This window comes from Sphingomonas sp. BL-S-30 (assembly GCF_055521475.1).
In genome coordinates this window covers 296,111-314,661 of the sequence record NZ_CM145481.1, presented here as the reverse complement: position 1 = coordinate 314,661, position 18,551 = coordinate 296,111, and the positions used below count along the sequence as shown (strand labels likewise).

Below are 18,551 nucleotides of genomic sequence, written 5' to 3'. Positions count from 1 at the left end.
TCATGTGTTGAGAGGCAGCAGGATGTCGGGCGACAGATCGGCGATGCTGGTCTGGCCGGTCAGCGCCATCGCGACGGTCATCTCGTGCCGCAACAGGTCGAGCATCGTGGCAACGCCCGCCTCGCCCCGCGCGGCCAGCGCAAACGCCCAGGGCCGACCGAGCAGCACGCCCTTCGCGCCGAGCGCCAGCGCGCGCAGCACATCCACGCCGGAGCGGATGCCGCTGTCCATCAATATCTCGGCCCGTCCGCCCACTGCCTTCGCCACCGCCGGCAGCGCGGCGATCGTCGAGGGCGCGCCATCGAGCTGGCGGCCGCCATGGTTGGACACGATGATGCTATCGGCGCCAGCATCGCACGCCGCCAGTGCATCGTCGGGGTCGAGCACGCCCTTGATCACCAGCCGCCCGTTCCAGTGCTGGCGGATCCAGTCGAGGTCCTTCCAGGTGATCGAGGCATCGAAATTGCGACCGACCCAGGCGAGGAACTGGCTCAGCCCCGCGCCCTCCTTCATCACCGGCGCGAAATTGCCGAGCGTATGCGGCCCGCCGCGCACGCCGACATCCCACGCCCAGCCCGGCCGGCGCGCGATCTGCGAGAAACGGCGCAGCCGTGTGTCGAGGCCCTGCACCCCGGCCAGCCCCGACCGCACGTCGCGATAGCGCGCGCTCTGCACCGCCAGGTCGACCGTCAGCACCAGCGCATCCACCCCCAGCGCTGCGGCGCGGCCCAGCAGGTCGCGCATGAAATCCCGGTCGCGGATCATGTAGAGCTGGAGCATCACCGGCCCGGTCACCGCGCCCGTCACTTCTTCCAGGCTGCAGCACGACACCGCCGACAGCACGAACGGCACGCCCTTCGCCTCGGCCGCGCGCGCCGCCTGCACTTCGCCGCGCCGCGCATTGAGCCCCGCCAGCCCGACCGGCCCTAGCGCGATCGGCAACGCGACCTCGCGGCCCATCATCCTGGTGGAAAGGTCGATCGCGGAGACGTCCCGCATCACCTGCTGGCGCAACTTCAGCGCCTGCATGTCGGCGACGTTGCTGCGCATCGTCGCCTCGGAATAGGACCCGCCATCGATATAGTCGAACAGGAAGCGCGGCAGGCGCGCCTTTGCCAGCACGCGGAAATCGTCAAGGCACGCGGCGATCAAAATACGCTCCTATCCGGCGGGGCGCGCAACCTGATCGCGAAACCGGCGCGGGGTAAAGCGGATATCCCGTCGATCCCCTCATCTGCTGAGAGGGCCGGCGGGACCGGGCGCGAGCTTACGCCTCTTCGGACCAGTAGAGCCGCATCGGATTGGCCACGAGCAGTTTGTGCTGAAGCGCCGCGGTCGGGGCGATGCGCGGAATCACGTCGACCAGCCCGCCATCATCGGGGATGCGATGCTCCATGTTCGGGTGCGGCCAGTCGGTGCCCCACAGCACCCGGTCCTGATAGTCCTCGACCAGTGGCCGTACCGCTGCGACGAAATCGTCATAGGGTTCGCCCAGTAGCGACAGCCGGTCGGGGCACGTCACCTTGGTCCAGATATCGTCGCGGCTGTCGAGCAGCGCGCGAAAGGCGCGCATGTCCGCGCCGTCGGGGCCCTGGGTCACGTCCGGCCGGCCCATATGGTCGATCACGACCGGCACCGGGATGGCGGCGAGGAACGGCTTCATTTCCTCCAGAATATCCGCCTCGAAATAGACCACGACATGCCAGCCCTTGGGCAGGCGGGCCGCCACGTCGAGGAACTTGTCCTTGGGCGCGTTGTCGACGAGCCGCTTGAGGAAGTTGAAGCGCACGCCGCGCATGCCGCCGTCATGCAGCGCCTGCAGCTCGGCGTCGGAGATCGCAGGATCGACCACCGCCACACCCCGCGCCTTGCCGTTCGACCTGGCGATAGCGTTCAGCGTGGCGGCATTGTCGGTGCCGTGACAGCTCGCCTGGACGATCACGTTGCGCGCGAAACCGAGACGGTCGCGCAAGGCGAACAGCATGTCCGGCCCGGCATCCTGGGGCTGATATTTGGCAAGCGGGCTGAACGGGAAGTCGGCCGCCGGACCGAACACATGGCAATGCGCATCGACCGCGCCGGGCGGCGGCACGAATTGCGGCGTCGAGGGATGCTCGGTCCAGCTGCGGATACGGCCCTGTTCGTCCGTGCTCATGCGAACACCACTCCGTCCATCAATTTGCGCGCGGTACGCAGCAAGGCCGCAGTCGCGACCTGCCCGTCGGCGTCCAGGTCGAGCACGCAGCTCATCTCGCCGGTCGGATGCTCGACCGACAGGGTCTTGCGCTTGCCCTCGGGAATCTCGGCGACCTCGGCCGCCGGCGAACCCGCGATCAGACAGGCCGTCGCGACGCTGACCGCGCCGAGCACGCCGATCGTGGCGTGCGCGCGGTGCGGGACGAAACTGCGCACCGTCACCGCCCCGCCATGCGCGGGCGGGGCGACGAGCATCATCTTGGGTACGGACTTTTCGGTGACGTCGCCCAGGTTCATCATCGGCCCGGCCTTCAGCCGGATCGCCTCGATCCGCGCCTTGAGCTCGGTCGCTGCGTCGAGCGTGTCGCGATCCTCATAGCCAGTCGCGCCGACATCCTCGGCCTTGAACACCACGCAGGGCATGCCGTTGTCGATCAGGGTGCAGGCAACCCCGTCGATCATGTCGACCGCATTGCCGGTGGGCAGCAGCGCGCCGCACGACGATCCGGCGGTGTCGCGAAATTCGAGCGGAATCGGCGCCGCGGTGCCGGGCACCCCGTCGATCCGCGCCTCGCCTTCATAGATCGGCACGCCCCCGGGCGTCCGCACCGTGGCAACCGCGACCTGACCGGTATTGACCATGAAGATCGCCACGCGCGTTTCGTCGCCTGTCGCGGGAAACAGCCCGCGCTCGATCGCGAAGGGGCCAACGCCGGCGAGCATGTTGCCGCAATTCTGCGCATCGGTGACGATGGCCTGATCGACGAACACCTGGAGGAAGAGATAGTCGACATCCACGCCCGCGCGGACGGATTTCGAGACGATGGCGACCTTGGAGGTCAACGGATCGGCCCCGCCCATGCCGTCGATCTGGTTCGGATCGGGCGATCCCATCACGCGGAGCAGGAACGCGTCGCGTTCGGCTGTGTCGGCGGGCAGATCGTCGGCGAGGAAGAACCCGCCCTTCGACGTGCCGCCCCGCATCCACATGCAGCGAGCCTTCATAATTCCTCCCTCAGGAACTGGGGGAGGGGGACCATTTGCCTCTTCCGGCAAATGGTGGAGGGGGCCTTGCCCCGAACGCTGCGTCTGCGGCGAGGCCCCCTCCACCACGCGCTGAAGAAGCGCGCGGTCCCCCTCCCCCGCTGCGCGAGGGAGGAATGAAGAACGTCACTCATAACTCAACCCCAGCTCCGCCAGCTTCCCGCGCATGTCATAGATGTCGAGCCCCAGTTCCCCCGCCGCCAGCCGCTGTCGTTTCGACTCCTCCGCCGCTTCGCGCGCCTGCGCCTTTTGCAGCACCGCCGCCGCATCCGCGCGCTTGACCACGCATACCCCGTCGTCATCGGCAACGATCACGTCGCCCGCCTCGATAGACGCGCCCGCGCAGACGATCGGGACATTGACCAAGCCGAGCGTCGCCTTGATCGTGCCTTGCGCGAACACTGCCTTCGACCACACCGGAAAGCCCATCTGGGTCAGGTCGCGCACGTCGCGCACCCCGGCATCGATCACCAGCCCGCGACAGCCCCGCGCCATCGCCGAGGTCGCGAGCAGGTCGCCGAAATAGCCGTCCTCGCATGGTGAGGTGGGCGCCAGCACCAGGATATCGCCCTCGCGCAATTGCTCGATCGCGACATGGATCATCCAGTTGTCGCCCGGCGGCGCCGAGATGGTGACCGCTGAACCGGCGATGCGGGCGCCAGGATAGATTGGCCGCAGCCGGCTGGCGAGCAGCCCGATCCGCCCCTGCGCTTCATGCACCGTCGCGACACCAGCGGCACCAAGTCCGTCGATCACCGCCATCTCGGCGCGCTCGATTGAACGAATGACTCGACCCGCCATGCTGACCTCCTGCGTGAAGCGCCCGCCCTAGGCAGCGGGCGCGCGCCGCCCCAATCACAATTGCACGCGCCCGATAAGTTTTTGCTATAGGTGCGTTGATGGTTACCCCCTTCGACATGAACCTGCGTCATCTCCGGTCGCTCTCGGCGATCGCCGCGCATCGCAGCATGAATGCCGCGGCACACGCCGTGAACCTGTCGCAGCCGGCGCTCACCCAGGGCCTCGCCAAGCTCGAACGGCAGCTCGGCACAGCCCTGTTCGATCGCCATCCCGACGGCGTCACCCCGACCGAGGCCGGTGTGCTGATGGCGGATCGGGCGAGGACCGCTTTCGACTATCTGACGGTCGCGACCAGGCCGGCGCTGCGGCGCGGCGGGCGGGGATTCGCGCGGCCCGAACAGCTCATGACGGCGAGCCAGCTCCACGCCTTTCTCGCGCTGGCCGATGCCGGCAGCTTCGTCGCCGCCGCGACCGCGACCGGCCTGTCCCAGCCCGCGCTCCACCGCGCGGTCCGCGATCTGGAACAGATCTGCGGCGTGGCGCTGGCCGAGCGGCGTGGGCGCGGCGTGGTCCTGACGACGATGGGACGGCGGCTCGCGCGGGGGGTAAGGCTGGCCGCGACCGAGCTGGCGGCCGGCATCGCTGAAGTGGCCGGCGCGCAGGACAGCGGCCGGATCGCGATCGGCGCGATGCCGCTGTCGCGCGCGCTGATCCTGCCCGCCGCGATCGCCGCCTTCGTCCAGGGATCGCCGCGCGCGCTGGTCGATGTCGCCGAAGGATCGTGGCGCGAGCTGGTCGAGCCGCTGCGCGACGGCGTGATCGACCTGATGATCGGCGCGCTGCGTGACGAGACGCCGCCCGGTCTCGATCAGCGCGCCCTGTTCACTGACCGGCTGGCGGTGATCGGCCGCGCGGAGCACCCGCTTGCCGCCAGGGTCGAGGTGACGCTCGACGACCTGTCGCATTATGGCTGGATCGTCGGCCAGGCCGAAACGCCGCTGCGGGGCCATTGGGACACCCTGTTCGCCGGGCGCACGGCGCCCGAGGCGCCGATCGAGTGCGGGTCAGTGATGGTGATCCGCGGCATATTGCGCGCCAGCGACCTGCTGACCCTGTTGTCGCCCGATCAGGTGGCGATGGAGATTCAGGGCGGTATCCTTGCCCAGGTCGGCCGGCCGCTCGACCAGGGTGTCCGCACCATCGGCATCACCACCCGCACCGGCTGGCGCCCCACCGCCGCCCAGCGCCGCTTCATCGCGTTGCTGGAAATCGCGGTCGCCGACACAAGAATTCGGGAAAACCAATAAGCCGGTCGACAATTGGATTGGCACAGGGCTGCGCGCGTCACCTACCCCGGCCTCATGGATGCGGCATTCGCCTTTATCGGGTTTGGGGAAGCGGGCGCGGCCTTTGCCGGCGGCGCCCCGGCGCGCGGCTATGATCGCAAGACCGACCAGCCCGGCCTGCGCGCCGCCAAACTCGACGATTTCGCCCGAGCCGGCGTCATCGCCTGCACGGATGCCGCCGAAGCGACCGGGCACGCACGCGCGATCTTCTCGCTGGTTACTGCCGACCAGGCGCTGGCTGCCGCCCGGACCGGTGCCGGGTCGATCGAGGCAGGCGCCTTCTGGTTCGACATGAACAGCGTCGCCCCGGACACCAAGCGCGACGCCGCGACGCTGATCGCGGCCGCCGGCGGCCGCTATGTCGATGTCGCGGTGATGTCGCCGGTCCACCCCGCCCGGCGCGCCGTGCCGTTGCTGCTCAGCGGACCGCATGCCGAGGCCGGCGCGGCGGCGCTGGCCGAGTTCGGGTTCACCAACGTCACGATCGTCGCCGGCGCGGTCGGCGCGGCCTCCTCGATCAAGATGATCCGTTCGGTGATGGTGAAGGGGCTCGAGGCGCTGACCGCCGAATGCTTCCTCGCGGCGGACAAGGCCGGCGTTTCGGCGGAGGTCGCCGCCTCGCTCAACGCGAGCTGGCCCGGCATCGATTGGGCCGACAAGGCCGATTACAATCTCGACCGCATGATGGTCCATGGCCTGCGCCGCGCGGCAGAGATGGAAGAGGTAGTGAAGACGCTCGATGCGCTCGGCACTGGCTCCGCGATGACGCGCGGCACCGTGGAACGCCAGCGCGCGATCGGGGCGTTCGGGCTGGCGCCACCGGAAGGTCTCGCAGCCAAAATCGCTACCCTCTCCCCGTTCGTTTCGAGCGCAGTCGAGAAACAGGCGTCGGGCGCAGGTTTCTCGACTGCGCTCGAAACGAACGGAGATTCCACAATCCCAGACCGACAGGCGGACGCCGCATGACCCTGATCATTGATTGTCACGGCCATTACACCACCGCGCCGCCGCAACACGATGCGTGGCGCGACGCGCAAAAGGCGGCGTTCAAGGCTGGCGAGACGCCGCCGCCCTACCCCGCCATCTCCGACGACGAGATCCGCGAGACGATCGAGGCGAACCAGCTCAAGCTCCTCAAGGAGCGCGGCGCGGACATGACGATCTTCAGCCCGCGCGCCTCGACCATGGCGCACCATGTCGGCGACGAGGCCGTGTCCAAGGCCTGGGCACGCGTCTCGAACGACCTGATCGCCCGCGTCGTCGGCCTCTATCCCGAGACCTTCGCCGGCGTGTGCATGCTGCCGCAATCGCCCAAGGCCGATCTGCAGGGCTCGATCGAGGAGCTCGAGCGCTGCGTCACCGAGCTCGGCTTCATCGGCTGCAACCTCAATCCCGATCCGGGCGGCGGGCACTTCGCCTTCCCCGCCCTGACCGACCGCTACTGGTATCCCTTCTACGAAAAGATGGTCGAGCTGGACGTCCCGGCGATGATTCACGTCTCGGGCTCGTGCAACCCGGCGCTCCACGCGACCGGCGCCTTCTACATCGCCGCCGACACCATCGCCTTCATGCAGCTCATTCAGGGTGATCTGTTCAGGGACTTCCCCGCCCTGCGCTTCATCATCCCGCATGGCGGGGGCGCCGTGCCCTATCATTGGGGGCGCTATCGCGGCCTGGCCGACATGCTCAAGCAGCCGGCCCTCGACACGCATGTGATGAACAATGTGTATTTCGACACGTGCGTCTATCACCAGCCCGGCATCGATCTGCTCGCCGAAGTGATCGACACCAGGAACATCCTGTTCGGCAGCGAGATGGTCGGCGCGGTGCGGGGCATCGACCCGCAGACCGGGCATTATTTCGACGACACCAAACGCTATGTGGACGCACTGCCCGTGAGCGCCGAGCGGAAACATGCCATCTTCGAGGGCAATGCGCGGCGCGTCTTCCCGCGCCTCGACGCCAAGCTCAAGGAAAGAGGCCTGTGACCGAACCCCGCGACATCCACGCCTATCTCGCCGAGTTCGACGACATCCCCGGCACGCGCGTCTTCACCGCAAAACGGGCACGCCAGGGCTATCACCTCAACCAGTTCGCGATGAGCCTGATGAAGGCGGAGAATCGCGAGCGGTGGAAAGCCGACGAGCGCGCCTATCTCGACGAATGGAAGCTCAGCGACGACCAGAAACAGGCAGTGCTCGATCGCGATTACAACCGCCTGCTCGATCTCGGCGGCAACATCTATTTCCTCGCCAAGGTCTTCTCGACGGACGGCCAGAGCTTCCTCCAGGCGGTCAGCACGATGAGCGGGATGAGCCTCGACGACTATTCCGCGATGATGATCGCCGGCGGCCGGTCCCCCGACGGCGTCCGCTCGATCAAAAAGGGTAATTGAGATGGCGCGCATCACTGCCGGCGTGGCGACCAGCCACATCCCCGCGCTCGGCGCCGCGATCGATCTCGGCAAGACCGGCGAGGACTATTGGAAGCCTGCCTTTGCCGGTTACGACTGGACCAGGGCGTGGGAGAAGGAGGCGAAGCCCGATGTCGTGATCCTGGTCTATAACGACCATGCCTCGGCCTTCGACATGAAGATCATCCCGACCTTCGCGATCGGCTGCGCCGAGGAATTCCAGCCCGCCGACGAAGGCTGGGGCCCGCGCAAGGTGCCGGTGGTCGAGGGCCATCCCGATCTCGCCTGGCACATCGCGCAGAGCCTGATCCTCGACGAGTTCGACATGACCATCATCAACGAGATGGACGTCGATCACGGCCTGACCGTGCCGCTGTCGATGATGTTCGGCCAGCCCGACGCCTGGCCGGTCAAGGTCATTCCGCTCGCGGTGAACGTCGTCACCTACCCGCCGCCCTCCGGCAATCGCTGCTGGGCGCTGGGCGAGGCGATCGCGCGCGCGGTCGAGAGTTTCCCGGAGGATCTGAACGTCCAGGTCTGGGGCACCGGCGGCATGAGCCACCAGCTCCAGGGCCCGCGCGCCGGGCTGATCAATCCGGCATGGGACAATGACTTCCTCGACGGGCTGATCGGCGACAGCGATCGCCTGCGCCACATCCCGCACATCGAATATCTGCGCGAGACGGGCAGCGAGGGCATCGAGATGGTGATGTGGCTCGTCATGCGCGGCGCGCTCGGCAAGGCGACGCGAGTCCTGCACCGGCATTATCACGTGCCCGCCAGCAATACGGCGGTCGGGCATATCGTGCTGGAGCCTGCTTAGTTTCTCCCCTCCCGCTTGCGGGAGGGGCGGGGGTGGGCTCGCGCTCTCCTCCATCGACACCGCCCGCGGTGAGCGGGCGCCCACCCCTACCCCTCCCGCAAGCGGGAGGGGGTGAAGAAGGATCTGGACATGAAAATCGCCCTGGCCGGAGCCGGCGCCTTCGGTGAAAAACATCTCGACGGCCTCAAGCTGATCCAGGGTGTCGAGGTCGTCTCCCTGGTCGGCCGCCGGCTCGAACCGACCCAGGCGATCGCCGACAAATACGGCATCGGCCACGCCACCACCGATCTCGCCGACAGTCTCGCGCGCGACGATGTCGATGCCGTGATCCTGTGCACGCCCACGCAGATGCACGCCGAGCAGGCGATCCAGTGCATGGACGCGGGCAAGCATGTGCAGGTCGAGATCCCGCTCGCCGACAGCCTGGCCGATGCCGAGGCGGTGCTGGCGAAGCAGCAGGAAACCGGCCTCACCTGCATGGTCGGCCACACCCGCCGCTTTAACCCAAGCCACCAGTTCATCCACAACCGGATCACCGCGGGCGACTTCAACATCCAGCAGATGGACGTCCAGACCTATTTCTTCCGCCGCAAGAACATGAACGCCAAGGGCGAGGCGCGCAGCTGGACCGACCATCTGCTCTGGCATCACGCCGCGCACACCGTCGATCTGTTCGCCTATCAGGCCGGCCCGATCGTCAAGGCCAACGCGATCGAAGGGCCGATCCATCCCGAGCTCGGCATCGCGATGGACATGTCGATCCAGCTCAAGGCGGAAAGCGGCGCGATCTGCACGCTGTCGCTCAGCTTCAACAATGACGGGCCGCTCGGCACCTTCTTCCGCTATATCGGCGACACCGCGACCTATCTCGCGCGCTACGACGATCTCTTCACCGGCAAGGACGAGCAGATCGACGTGTCCACAGTCGATGTCTCGATGAACGGCATCGAGCTGCAGGACCGCGAGTTCATCGCCGCGATCCGCGAGGGCCGCGAGCCCAACAGTTCGGTCGCCCAGGTCCTGCCCTGTTACCGCGTGCTCGACGCCCTCGAACAGCAGCTGGATGCGTGACATGCCCGATTTCACCCCCCTTTCCCGAGAGCTGAGCGCGCTTGAGGCGATCCAGGCCGAACTGGCCAGCATCGCTGACCGGGCCGACGACGCGCGGCGCCACGACCTGATCCGGTTGCGCCGCGATCTCTCGCTCCGGATCGCCGAGGTCGGCAAGATCGCCGAGCCGATCTTCGGCGCGGCGGAGGCCGGCATGGCCCAGGAATATCGCGGCAAATTCTCGCGGATGCGCTCGGCTGCGGCGCTCCATCAGGCCAATTGGCCCGCCGTGCGGCTGGGCGAGGACGCCGAGCAATATCGGGCCTCCGCCCAAGGGGTGCGCCAGGCCAACAAGGAGTTCGTCGCCTGGGTGCGCGGCGCCCTCGACCAGCTTCGGAAAGACTGAATTTATGCGAGCACGGACATGAAGACCGGCGTTGCGATCATCGGCGCCGGCCCCGCCGGGCTGTTGCTCGGCCATCTGCTGCGCGCCGAGGGGATCGACTGTATCATCCTCGAGCGCCAGACCCAGGCCTATGTCGAGAGCCGCATCCGTGCGGGCGTGCTGGAGACGGTGACGACCGATCTGATGAGCCGCCTCGGCGTGGACGCGCGGATGAAGGCCGAAGGGCTGATCGAGGAGGGCTTCAACCTCGCCGATGGCGAGCGGCTGATCCGCATCGACATCACGCGCCTCACCGGCAAGCATGTCATGGTCTATGGCCAGACCGAGCTGACCCGCGACCTGTTCGCCGCCGCGCCGGAGCGCGGGCTGGACATCGTGTTCGAGGCGAAGGACCTCGCGCTCCACGATGTCGATAGCGATCATCCCTCGATCAGCTATACCAGCGGCGGAGAGACGGTCACGATCCAGGCCGACTTCATCGCCGGCTGCGACGGTTTCCACGGCCCTTCGCGCAAGGCTTTCCCGGCCAGCGTCGCGCGCGACTTCGAGCGCGAATATCCGTTCGGCTGGCTCGGCATCCTCGCCGATGTGCCGCCCTGCCATCACGAGCTGATCTATTCCAACGGCCCGCGCGGCTTCGCGCTCGCCTCGATGCGCTCGGCGACACGCAGCCGCTATTATGTCCAGGTGCCGCTGACCGACACGGTCGAGGACTGGCCCGAGGACCGGCTATGGGACGAGCTCGCGCTGCGCTTCGATCCCATTTCGAGCCGCGGCGTCACCCGCGGCCCGGCGCTGGAGATGTCGATCGCCCCGCTTCGCTCCTATGTGTTCGAGCCGATGCGCCACGGCCGCCTGTTCCTGGCCGGCGATTCCGCCCATATCGTGCCACCGACCGGCGCCAAGGGCCTGAACCTCGCCGCCTCGGACGTCGCCTATCTCGCCGACGCGCTGACCGCGCACTACCAAAGAAACGACGAGGCCGGCCTGATCGGCTACCAGGACAAGGCGCTCGCCCGCATCTGGAAGGCGGAGCGATTCAGCTGGTACCTCACCAAGCTGATGCACCGTTTCCCCGAGGACGGCCCGTTCGAGCACCGCATGCAGATCGCGGAGCTAGACTATGTCGCCTCGTCCGAGGCAATGCAGACCGCGATCGCCGAAAACTATGTGGGATTGCCGCTCTAACCATGCCCCTGCCCGTCCGCCGCATCGGCCCCTTTTCCGTCTCCGCCATCGGCCTCGGCGCGATGGGGCTCAGCCATGCCTATGACGTGGCGCCCTCGGCGGAAGACGGCGCGCGCCTGCTCAACCGCGCGCTCGATCTCGGCGTCACGCTGATCGATACCGCCGCGCTCTATGGCGGCGGCCGCAACGAAACGCTGATTGCCGGTGCGATCATGCACCGCAAGGCCGAGTTCACCCTCGCGAGCAAATGCGTGCTCGACATGGTCGACGGCAAGCGCACCCTCGACGGCTCGCCCGACGCGATCACCCGCTCGGTCGACCGTTCGCTCGGCCGCCTCGGCACTGACCATATCGACCTTCTCTATCTGCATCGCCCCGACCCCGATGTGCCTGTCGAGGACTCGGTCGGCGCGCTCGTCCGGCTGAAGGAAGCGGGCAAGATCGGCACGATCGGCCTGTCCGAAATGGGCGCCGAAACCATCCGCCGAGCCCAGGCGGTCCACCCGATCGCCGCGGTCCAGACCGAATATTCGCCGATCGTGCGCAACCCCGAAGTCGCGGTGCTCGACACCTGCCGCGAGCTCGGCATCGCCTTCGTCGCCTTCTCGCCGGTCGCGCGCGGCATGCTCGCCGGCGCGATCCGTGACGATCGCTACCCGGCGGGCGATATCCGCGCCCATATGCCGCGCTTCGTCGAGCCCCATCTCTCGCACAACCTCCAGGCGGTCGCTGCCTTCGACACGCTGGCGGCCGAAATCGGGCTGACCCCGGCCCAGCTCGCCCTTGCCTGGGTGCTGGCGCAGGGCGACCATATCGTGCCGATCCCGGGCACGCGCGATTCGGCGCATCTGGAAGAGGATGTGAAGGCGGCGACCGTCACGCTCGGCACCGACACGATCGCCCGGGTCGACTCGATCTTCGCGCCCGGCGCGATCCGCGGCGCCCGCTATGCCGCGCCATTGCAGGCCCAGGTCAGCACCGAGCTGCTGCCCGGCGAGGAGCTCGCCTGATTCAGTCCGCCAGCCGGACCAGCTCATGCCCGAAGGTCAGCTCGACCCGCACGCCGTTCGGGTCGTGCAGGTTGAACTGCACCAGCCCCGGCACCCGGGTCTCGATCTCGGTATGGGGAATGCCCTCGCGCTCGAGCAACGCGGCCATCGCGCCGCGATCGGGGCAGTTGAACGCGATATGGTCGAGGCAGGTGCCGCCGCCCGCGACCACGGACTCGCCCGGCCGGAACACGTTGACGTGAACGCTCGGATGGCCTGCCGCATCGGCCAGCCAGAGATTGCGCGAAGGATCGGGATTGGTCGCCGCGGTCACGCGCCGGAAACCAAGGATCTTCTCGTAAAAGGCGCAGGTCTCGTCGAGGCGGGTGGTGCGGATATTGACATGGCCGAGCGTGATCATCGCCTCAGGCCGCACGCACCGCCGGGGCACTGACGAAATCGACGAAGCTCTTCAGCATGCGCTCGCGATCGGCGGTCACCCCGGTGAAGATGTCGAACGCCGCCGCCGCCTGGAACACCACCATGCCGCTGCCGTCCAGCGTGCGGCACCCGCGCCGCCGCGCTTCGCTCAACAGCATCGTCTCGAGCGGGAAATAGACGATGTCGGCAACCCAGTGACTCGGCCGCAGCAACTCGACCGGGATCGAGGTGCCCGGATAATTCACCATGCCGATCGGCGTCGCATTGACGATACCGTCCGCGCCGGCGATCGCCGTCTCCAGGTCGGTCCCCTCGACCGCGCGCCCGTCGCCGAAATCGCGCCCCAGCTTCTCGACCAGCGCCCGGCGTCGCGCGCTGTCGACATCGAAAATCTGCAGCTGTGCCACGCCGAGATCGAGCAATGCATGCGCCGTCGCGAAGCCGGCGCCGCCGGCGCCCATCTGCACCACGGACTCGATCGCCGCATCGGGCAGGCCGTGGCGGAAGCTCTCGCCGAACCCGGTCACGTCGGTATTGTGGCCGATGCGCTTGCCGTCGACGAAATGCACCGTGTTGACTGCGCCGATCCGCCGCGCCCCTTCGGACAGGTCGTCGAGATACTGCACGACTGCCTGTTTATAGGGGTGAGTCACGTTCAACCCGGAAACCCCGACCATCGCCGCCGCGTCGAGCAATGTCGGCAGGTCGCTCTCGTCCCACCCGCGCGCGGCGAAATCATAGAGCGAATAGACCAGCCGCAACCCCTGCGCATCGGCTTCGCGTTCGTGAAGCCAGGGCGAGCGTGATGCCAATATGTCGCGGCCAAGCAACCCCGTCAGAAAGGACCGTCGCTGTTCCGGAAAAGGGGAAGCTTCACTCGTCAAATCACACGCTCCGTACGCGCCACGGGGTCTTGGTCGAGACCGCTGGCAAAAAGGGCCCGCCCACGATCGGCAAGCGGGCCCCGGTCATCAGAATTTGGTCCTCAGGCCGATCGTGGCCACGCGCCCGATCGGACTGGCGTTGATGTTATCGTAGCCCGCCGAGACATTGTAGAAAGGCGGGTCGCGGTCGAACAGATTGGTCACGTCGACGAAGATCTGCGCTTCCTTCAGGAACACGTCCTTGATCTTGTACGACAGGTTGAGGTCGACCGTGGTGTTCGGCTTCACCCGCGCCCCGCCGCCGGTCGGGAAACCATTGGTGCGGGTGATCGGCACCTGGCTCGATCCGCTCCAGTTCCGATAGGCACCCAGATAGTTCAGATAGACATTGGCGCTGAACCCGGCGAGCGACCAGCCGAGATTCGCCCGGCTCTCGAACTTCACCGACGGGAAGGTCGTGTTGAAGCCCGCCGTGCCGAGCACACTGAACTTGGTGCCGTTGGTGCCGAAGAACTGGTCGAACTTGGTCTTCAGCGTGCCGCTGGCGCCGAAATTGAGGTCGCCGAAGCTGGTGCTGGTCAAATAGTTCACGCTGGCATCGATACCGGCCACATCGAGGTTGAGCACGTTGCGCTGGCGATAGTCATAGATGAAATAGGTCGTCGCGTTGAGCGCACCGGTCTGTGGCAGGCCGGCGGTAGCGGTGCCGATCTGCGCCGGCGTCGCGCCGGCCGGATAGAGCTGGAGCAGATAGGCAAGGTCGGCCGCGCCCAGGGCGAGCGAGGGGACCGGCGAGGTGATGCCGCCGCGCAGCTTGTTGTTCCAATAGGTCACGCTGACCCGCAGGCCGGGGGCGAAGGTCGGGGTCAGGTCGATACCGATGCTGAACGCCTTGCCCGTCTGCGGCTTGAGGTCGGCATTGCCGCCGGTCAGCAACAGGCCGGTCACGCCGCTCCCAATCGTGCAGGTGGTCGATCCCGCCGGACAGCCCGGCAGGCCGATCGCCCCGGGAAAGGCCGAGGTCGAAACGGTGAAGGTGCCGCCCGGCACGCTGCTGCCATTGGCACCGGCAAAGCCGGATTCGCCGGTCAGGCCGACCGCGTTGGTGCCGAAGCTGGTCAGTGCCGGGGCGACGAAGGATTCGGCCCAGTTGCCGCGGATCTTCACGCCCTCGACGATTTCCCAGTTGGCGGCGATCTTCGGATTCTTCGTCTCGCCGAAATCGCTATATTTGTCGTAGCGGCCCGACACGATGACATCGAACTTGCGCACGCCCGGGATGCCGGTGTCCGGCCCGACCAGCGGCAGCAGCACCTCGACATAGGCCGATTTCACATCGCGGTCGTAACGCAGGTTGAGCGTCGACGATCCGGTCGAGGCCGGGCCGGTTGCATTCGGCCGGGTGATGTCCTGGTCGATATGATATTTGGTATATTCCCCGCCCAGCGCGACGCGCACCGCGCCGCCCGGCAGATCGAACAACGCCCCGTCGACCTTGGCATAGATGTTCGTCAGCGTCTGGCGCGTCGCCAGGGTCTGGTTGTTGTCGATCAGCTTGGCGAGCGTCGCGGCCGACGACCGGTTGCCCGGGACCCGATACGGGTCGAACGCGTTCGCCGTCGTCAGCGGGGTGTTGAGGATGATCGTCGTCGAGCCCGGGATCGACGGCGCGGTGGCGTTGCCGCCGCCATTGGTCGTGCCGTTGACCGCGAGGTTATAGGCGCTGGCGTTGAGCTGGCCCGAATTGAACTGCCGCGACGAGTCGCGCCCCGCCACGGCGCCGACATTCAAGTTCCACGTATCGGTGATGCGATAGACGCCGTCAGCCGCGACGTAGAAATTCTCCGCGCCCGAATCGATATAGGCGCCCGGGCCGAACAGCGCGTCGGCATCGAAATTGACCGTTTCGGAGGTCGCGACGACGCCGGTCGGCAGGGTGAAGAACGGGTTGATCTGCGCGGCATTGGCCGAACCCGGCCCGAAGATCGTGGCGCTGGCCGATCCGCGCGCGACCGTCTGATGGTTCTTGCGGTTCGAATAGACGACGTCGACCGTACCGGTGAACTTGTCGCCGATCTCCTGCCGGATCGTCGCGATCACGCTGTGGCGCTTCTCCGACGGGATCAGGTCGGTCAGGCCGGTGAAGTCGCATGCGCCGTTGGCCGCCGCATTGTTGGGCAGGCCGGCGGCGGTATAGGGCGAATAATAGATCAGGCCGTTGGCGGTCACCGTCGCGGGCGAGCAGCCATAGCCGGCAAAGTTGGTGCCGCCCTGCGGCCGGTGATCCGCCTTGGTGAAGGCACGGTCGCCCGCCAGCAGGTTCGACCGGTCGGAATAATTGTAGGAGACCAGCGCCGATCCGCTGTCCCATTTCGTGCCAGCGAGCACGCCGGCATTGAAGGTGCGATATTCGTCGCCGAAGCCAGCCTGGGCCGTCGCCTCGATGCCGCTATAGCTGCGGCGGGTGATGAAGTTGATGACGCCTGCGACCGCGTCCGAGCCATAGACCGAAGACGCACCGTCGGCGAGCACCTCGACACGCTCGACCGCCAGCGGCGCAATGATGTTCGGATCGCCCAGCGCATGATTCAGGCCGGTCAGCGGGAAACGATGGCCGTTGATCAGCACCAGGGTGCTGTTCGAGGCGGAGGCGCCCAGGCCGTGGATCGTCGGGGCGTTGGTGCCGGCGCCGTCGAAGCTGCCATAGGCGCCCTGCCCGGCGCTCTGCGATCCGACGACCGACGGCACGGTCTTGAGCAGCTGCTGCGCGGTCTGCGGCGCGATATCCTCGATCTGCTCGCGCCCGACCGTGACGAGATTGGAGCCGACCGGCGCGACGCCGCGCAGGCTCGATCCGGTGACGATGATGTCTTCGATGCGCTCGCCATTGTCATCCTCGACCTGAGTCGCCTCGGCCGGCGACGGCGTCGCCGGCACGGCCTGGCCGAAGGCGGATTGAGCAGTTGCGAGCATCAGGAATGGAATGGCGGAAACACTCAACGTCAGACGTGCGCTCTTCATGGCATCTTCCCCTTTTTATATGTCGTGCTTTTTGCACTAACTGTTTCGTTACTTAATGAACGGACTGGTACATGTCAAAACATTCGAACCGGATCGACTCAATCGATCGAGACGCGCTCGACCGGTCCCAGAATGACGATATAGGCGGCCGCGCCGACCAGCCCGAGCGCGCCGATATAGACCAGCGCACCGTAGAAACTGCCGGTCCCGCCGACCACGAAACCGACCACCAGCGGCGTCACGATCCCGGCCAGATTGGCGCAGAGATTGAACAGCCCGCCGGTCAGCCCGATCATCGGCTTGGGCGCGACATCGGACAGCAGGGTCCAACCCAGCCCGGCCATGCCCTGGCCGAAAAAGGCGATCGACATGATCACGATGACGAAGGCGTTCGAGTCCACGAAATTGGCGGTGACCATCGTCGCGCAGAGCAGCAGCCCGGCGACGATCGGCAGCTTGCGGCCGATGCTCGGCGAACCGGTGCGGCGGATCAGCCAGTCGGAGACGACCCCGCCCAGCATCACCCCGACCGAGGCCGCGATATAGGGCAGGGACACGGCGAAGCCCGTCTTGATGAAGTCCATGCCGCGTTCCTCGGCGAGATAGCTCGGGAACCAGGTGAGGAAAAAGACCAGGGTCGAATTGCTGCAGAACTGGCCGATCGACGCGCCCAATATCTGGCGCTTGCGCATCAGCTTGCCGACATTGGCCCAGGTGAAGGGGATCGAGGCACCGCCCGCGGCCAGCCCGCCGCCGGCCGCAATCACGTCGAGCTCGGCCTGGTTGACCCGGTTGCTATGCTCCGGATCGCGGTACAACCGGTACCAGACCAGAGCAAAGACGATGCCGAGCCCGCCGACGATGAAGAACAGCGAGCGCCAGCCCCAGGTCGCGACGATCCAGGCAAGCACCGGGATCAGCAACCCCAGCCCGATATATTCGCCGACGGTATAGACGCCGGTCGCCCGGGCACGCTCCGATTGCGGGAACCAGGTGCTCAGGATGCGGCTGTTGGCCGGGAAGCACGGCGCCTCCGCAATGCCTAGCGCCATGCGCGCCGTCACCAGCCCCGCGACACTGGTCATGAAGCCATGCACCAGCGTCGCCAGCGACCACAGGCCGAGCGAAAAGGCATAGGTGATGCGCGTGCCGAGCTTGTCGAGCACGATGCCGCCCGGGATCTGGGCAATGGCATAGGTCCAGGAAAAGGCCGAGAAGATCAGCCCCATCACTTCGGGCGAGATATGCAGGTCCTTGACCAGCTCCGGCTTGGCCACGCCCATCGCCGAGCGGTCGAGATAATTGATTGCGGTGGCGATCGTGATCAGCACCAGCACGCCCATACGCGCGCGGGTCGCACGGGGCGCACCCATCGCGCCGCTCATTGCTCGCGGCTCCGCAGCCAGGCGATATGCCGGATGGCCAGCGGATAGCCGTTGACGCCGAGCCCCGAGATGATCCCGGTCACGACCTGAGTCATGATCGATTTCGACCGCCACTCGGCCTCGCGTCGGTGGATGTTGCTGATATGCACTTCGACGATCGGGCAGTCGCACAGCTTCAGTGCATCGAGCACCGGATAGGCGGCATACGTGAACGCCGCGGGATTGATCACCAGCCCGGCCGACCCCTTGCGTGCGGCCTGGATCCACTCGACCATCTCATGCTCGGCATGAGTCTGGCGGAACACCAGGTCGAAACCCGCCGCATCCGCCTCGACGCGACACATCGCCTCGACATCGGCCAGCGTGTCATGGCCGTAGATATGCGGCTCGCGCTCGCCCAGCAGGTTGAGATTCGGTCCGTTCAGGACATGGACTGCGCGTGCCAATCATTCTCTCCCGGGCATGCCGATGTCCGCCATGCGGCATCGATTTCGTCCCCGATACCGAAAGCGTCTTGCGTTGAAAAGGGAAATGTACGAACCAGTTCATATATAAGCGCCCAGC

The 18,551-nt window shown here is 66.7% G+C and carries 18 protein-coding genes; 9 read left to right on the top strand and 9 right to left on the bottom strand.

What is annotated here, in order from left to right; all coding sequences use genetic code 11:
• The 4 genes from ACZ1I5_RS01235 to ACZ1I5_RS01220 form a co-directional block, all read right to left on the bottom strand.
• Positions 1 to 1,152: an L-lactate dehydrogenase gene (locus ACZ1I5_RS01235; RefSeq protein WP_465171931.1), complete on the bottom strand. Its 1,152-nt coding sequence runs from the start codon at positions 1,150 to 1,152 to the stop codon at positions 1 to 3.
• Between the two features lie 115 nt (positions 1,153 to 1,267).
• Positions 1,268 to 2,155, bottom strand: coding sequence for an amidohydrolase family protein (locus tag ACZ1I5_RS01230; protein ID WP_465171930.1), 888 nt, complete (start codon positions 2,153 to 2,155; stop codon positions 1,268 to 1,270).
• Positions 2,152 to 3,201 (bottom strand): 4-oxalomesaconate tautomerase, encoded by a 1,050-nt coding sequence (locus ACZ1I5_RS01225; protein WP_465171929.1) that lies wholly within the window; start codon positions 3,199 to 3,201, stop codon positions 2,152 to 2,154. The genes ACZ1I5_RS01230 and ACZ1I5_RS01225 overlap by 4 nt, the downstream gene beginning before the upstream one ends.
• 165 nt (positions 3,202 to 3,366) lie before the next feature.
• Positions 3,367 to 4,041: a 4-carboxy-4-hydroxy-2-oxoadipate aldolase/oxaloacetate decarboxylase gene (locus tag ACZ1I5_RS01220; RefSeq protein WP_465171928.1), complete on the bottom strand. Its 675-nt coding sequence runs from the start codon at positions 4,039 to 4,041 to the stop codon at positions 3,367 to 3,369.
• A 98-nt stretch (positions 4,042 to 4,139) separates the two neighbouring features.
• On the opposite strand from ACZ1I5_RS01220, the gene ACZ1I5_RS01215 reads away from it, so the two are divergent.
• The 9 genes from ACZ1I5_RS01215 to ACZ1I5_RS01175 all read left to right on the top strand — a co-directional run bounded on the left by ACZ1I5_RS01215 (position 4,140) and on the right by ACZ1I5_RS01175 (position 12,277).
• Positions 4,140 to 5,348 carry a LysR family transcriptional regulator gene (locus ACZ1I5_RS01215; protein WP_465171927.1) on the top strand — a complete coding sequence of 403 codons (1,209 nt, stop codon included), beginning with the start codon at positions 4,140 to 4,142 and terminating at the stop codon, positions 5,346 to 5,348.
• A gap of 54 nt (positions 5,349 to 5,402) precedes the next feature.
• Positions 5,403 to 6,353 (top strand): NAD(P)-dependent oxidoreductase, encoded by a 951-nt coding sequence (locus ACZ1I5_RS01210; protein WP_465171926.1) that lies wholly within the window; start codon positions 5,403 to 5,405, stop codon positions 6,351 to 6,353.
• A complete protein-coding gene (locus ACZ1I5_RS01205; RefSeq protein WP_465171925.1) occupies positions 6,350 to 7,375 on the top strand; it encodes an amidohydrolase family protein in 1,026 nt (341 codons plus the stop codon). The genes ACZ1I5_RS01210 and ACZ1I5_RS01205 overlap by 4 nt, the downstream gene beginning before the upstream one ends.
• Complete coding sequence (gene ligA, locus ACZ1I5_RS01200) at positions 7,372 to 7,782, top strand: protocatechuate 4,5-dioxygenase subunit alpha (RefSeq protein ID WP_465171924.1); 411 nt, start codon at positions 7,372 to 7,374, stop codon at positions 7,780 to 7,782. Before ACZ1I5_RS01205 ends, ligA begins: the two co-directional genes overlap by 4 nt.
• Before the next feature lies 1 nt (position 7,783).
• Positions 7,784 to 8,623 (top strand): class III extradiol dioxygenase subunit beta, encoded by an 840-nt coding sequence (locus ACZ1I5_RS01195; RefSeq protein WP_465171923.1) that lies wholly within the window; start codon positions 7,784 to 7,786, stop codon positions 8,621 to 8,623.
• A 129-nt stretch (positions 8,624 to 8,752) separates the two neighbouring features.
• A complete protein-coding gene (locus tag ACZ1I5_RS01190) occupies positions 8,753 to 9,694 on the top strand; it encodes a Gfo/Idh/MocA family oxidoreductase (RefSeq protein WP_465171922.1) in 942 nt (313 codons plus the stop codon).
• A gap of 1 nt (position 9,695) precedes the next feature.
• A complete protein-coding gene (locus tag ACZ1I5_RS01185; protein WP_465171921.1) occupies positions 9,696 to 10,079 on the top strand; it encodes a hypothetical protein in 384 nt (127 codons plus the stop codon).
• 18 nt (positions 10,080 to 10,097) lie between these two features.
• Positions 10,098 to 11,267, top strand: coding sequence for a 4-hydroxybenzoate 3-monooxygenase (gene pobA / locus ACZ1I5_RS01180; RefSeq protein WP_465171920.1), 1,170 nt, complete (start codon positions 10,098 to 10,100; stop codon positions 11,265 to 11,267).
• A gap of 2 nt (positions 11,268 to 11,269) precedes the next feature.
• Positions 11,270 to 12,277: an aldo/keto reductase gene (locus tag ACZ1I5_RS01175; RefSeq protein ID WP_465171919.1), complete on the top strand. Its 1,008-nt coding sequence runs from the start codon at positions 11,270 to 11,272 to the stop codon at positions 12,275 to 12,277.
• 1 nt (position 12,278) lies between these two features.
• Here the strand turns inward: ACZ1I5_RS01175 and ACZ1I5_RS01170 are convergent, their stop codons facing one another.
• From ACZ1I5_RS01170 to ACZ1I5_RS01150, 5 genes are all read right to left on the bottom strand, one after another.
• Positions 12,279 to 12,677, bottom strand: a complete 399-nt coding sequence (locus ACZ1I5_RS01170) for a VOC family protein (protein WP_465171918.1) — start codon at positions 12,675 to 12,677, stop codon at positions 12,279 to 12,281.
• A gap of 4 nt (positions 12,678 to 12,681) precedes the next feature.
• Entirely contained in the window at positions 12,682 to 13,581 is a 900-nt protein-coding gene (locus tag ACZ1I5_RS01165; RefSeq protein WP_465171917.1) for a shikimate dehydrogenase, read from the bottom strand.
• Positions 13,582 to 13,668: 87 nt separating this feature from the next.
• A complete protein-coding gene (locus tag ACZ1I5_RS01160) occupies positions 13,669 to 16,602 on the bottom strand; it encodes a TonB-dependent receptor domain-containing protein (protein ID WP_465171916.1) in 2,934 nt (977 codons plus the stop codon).
• Between the two features lie 98 nt (positions 16,603 to 16,700).
• The gene (locus tag ACZ1I5_RS01155) at positions 16,701 to 17,987 is read right to left on the bottom strand and encodes an MFS transporter (RefSeq protein WP_465171915.1); all 1,287 of its coding nucleotides are present in this window, start codon (positions 17,985 to 17,987) and stop codon (positions 16,701 to 16,703) included.
• Entirely contained in the window at positions 17,984 to 18,433 is a 450-nt protein-coding gene (locus tag ACZ1I5_RS01150; RefSeq protein ID WP_465171914.1) for a type II 3-dehydroquinate dehydratase, read from the bottom strand. Before ACZ1I5_RS01150 ends, ACZ1I5_RS01155 begins: the two co-directional genes overlap by 4 nt.
• Between the last annotated feature and the right edge of the window lie 118 nt (positions 18,434 to 18,551).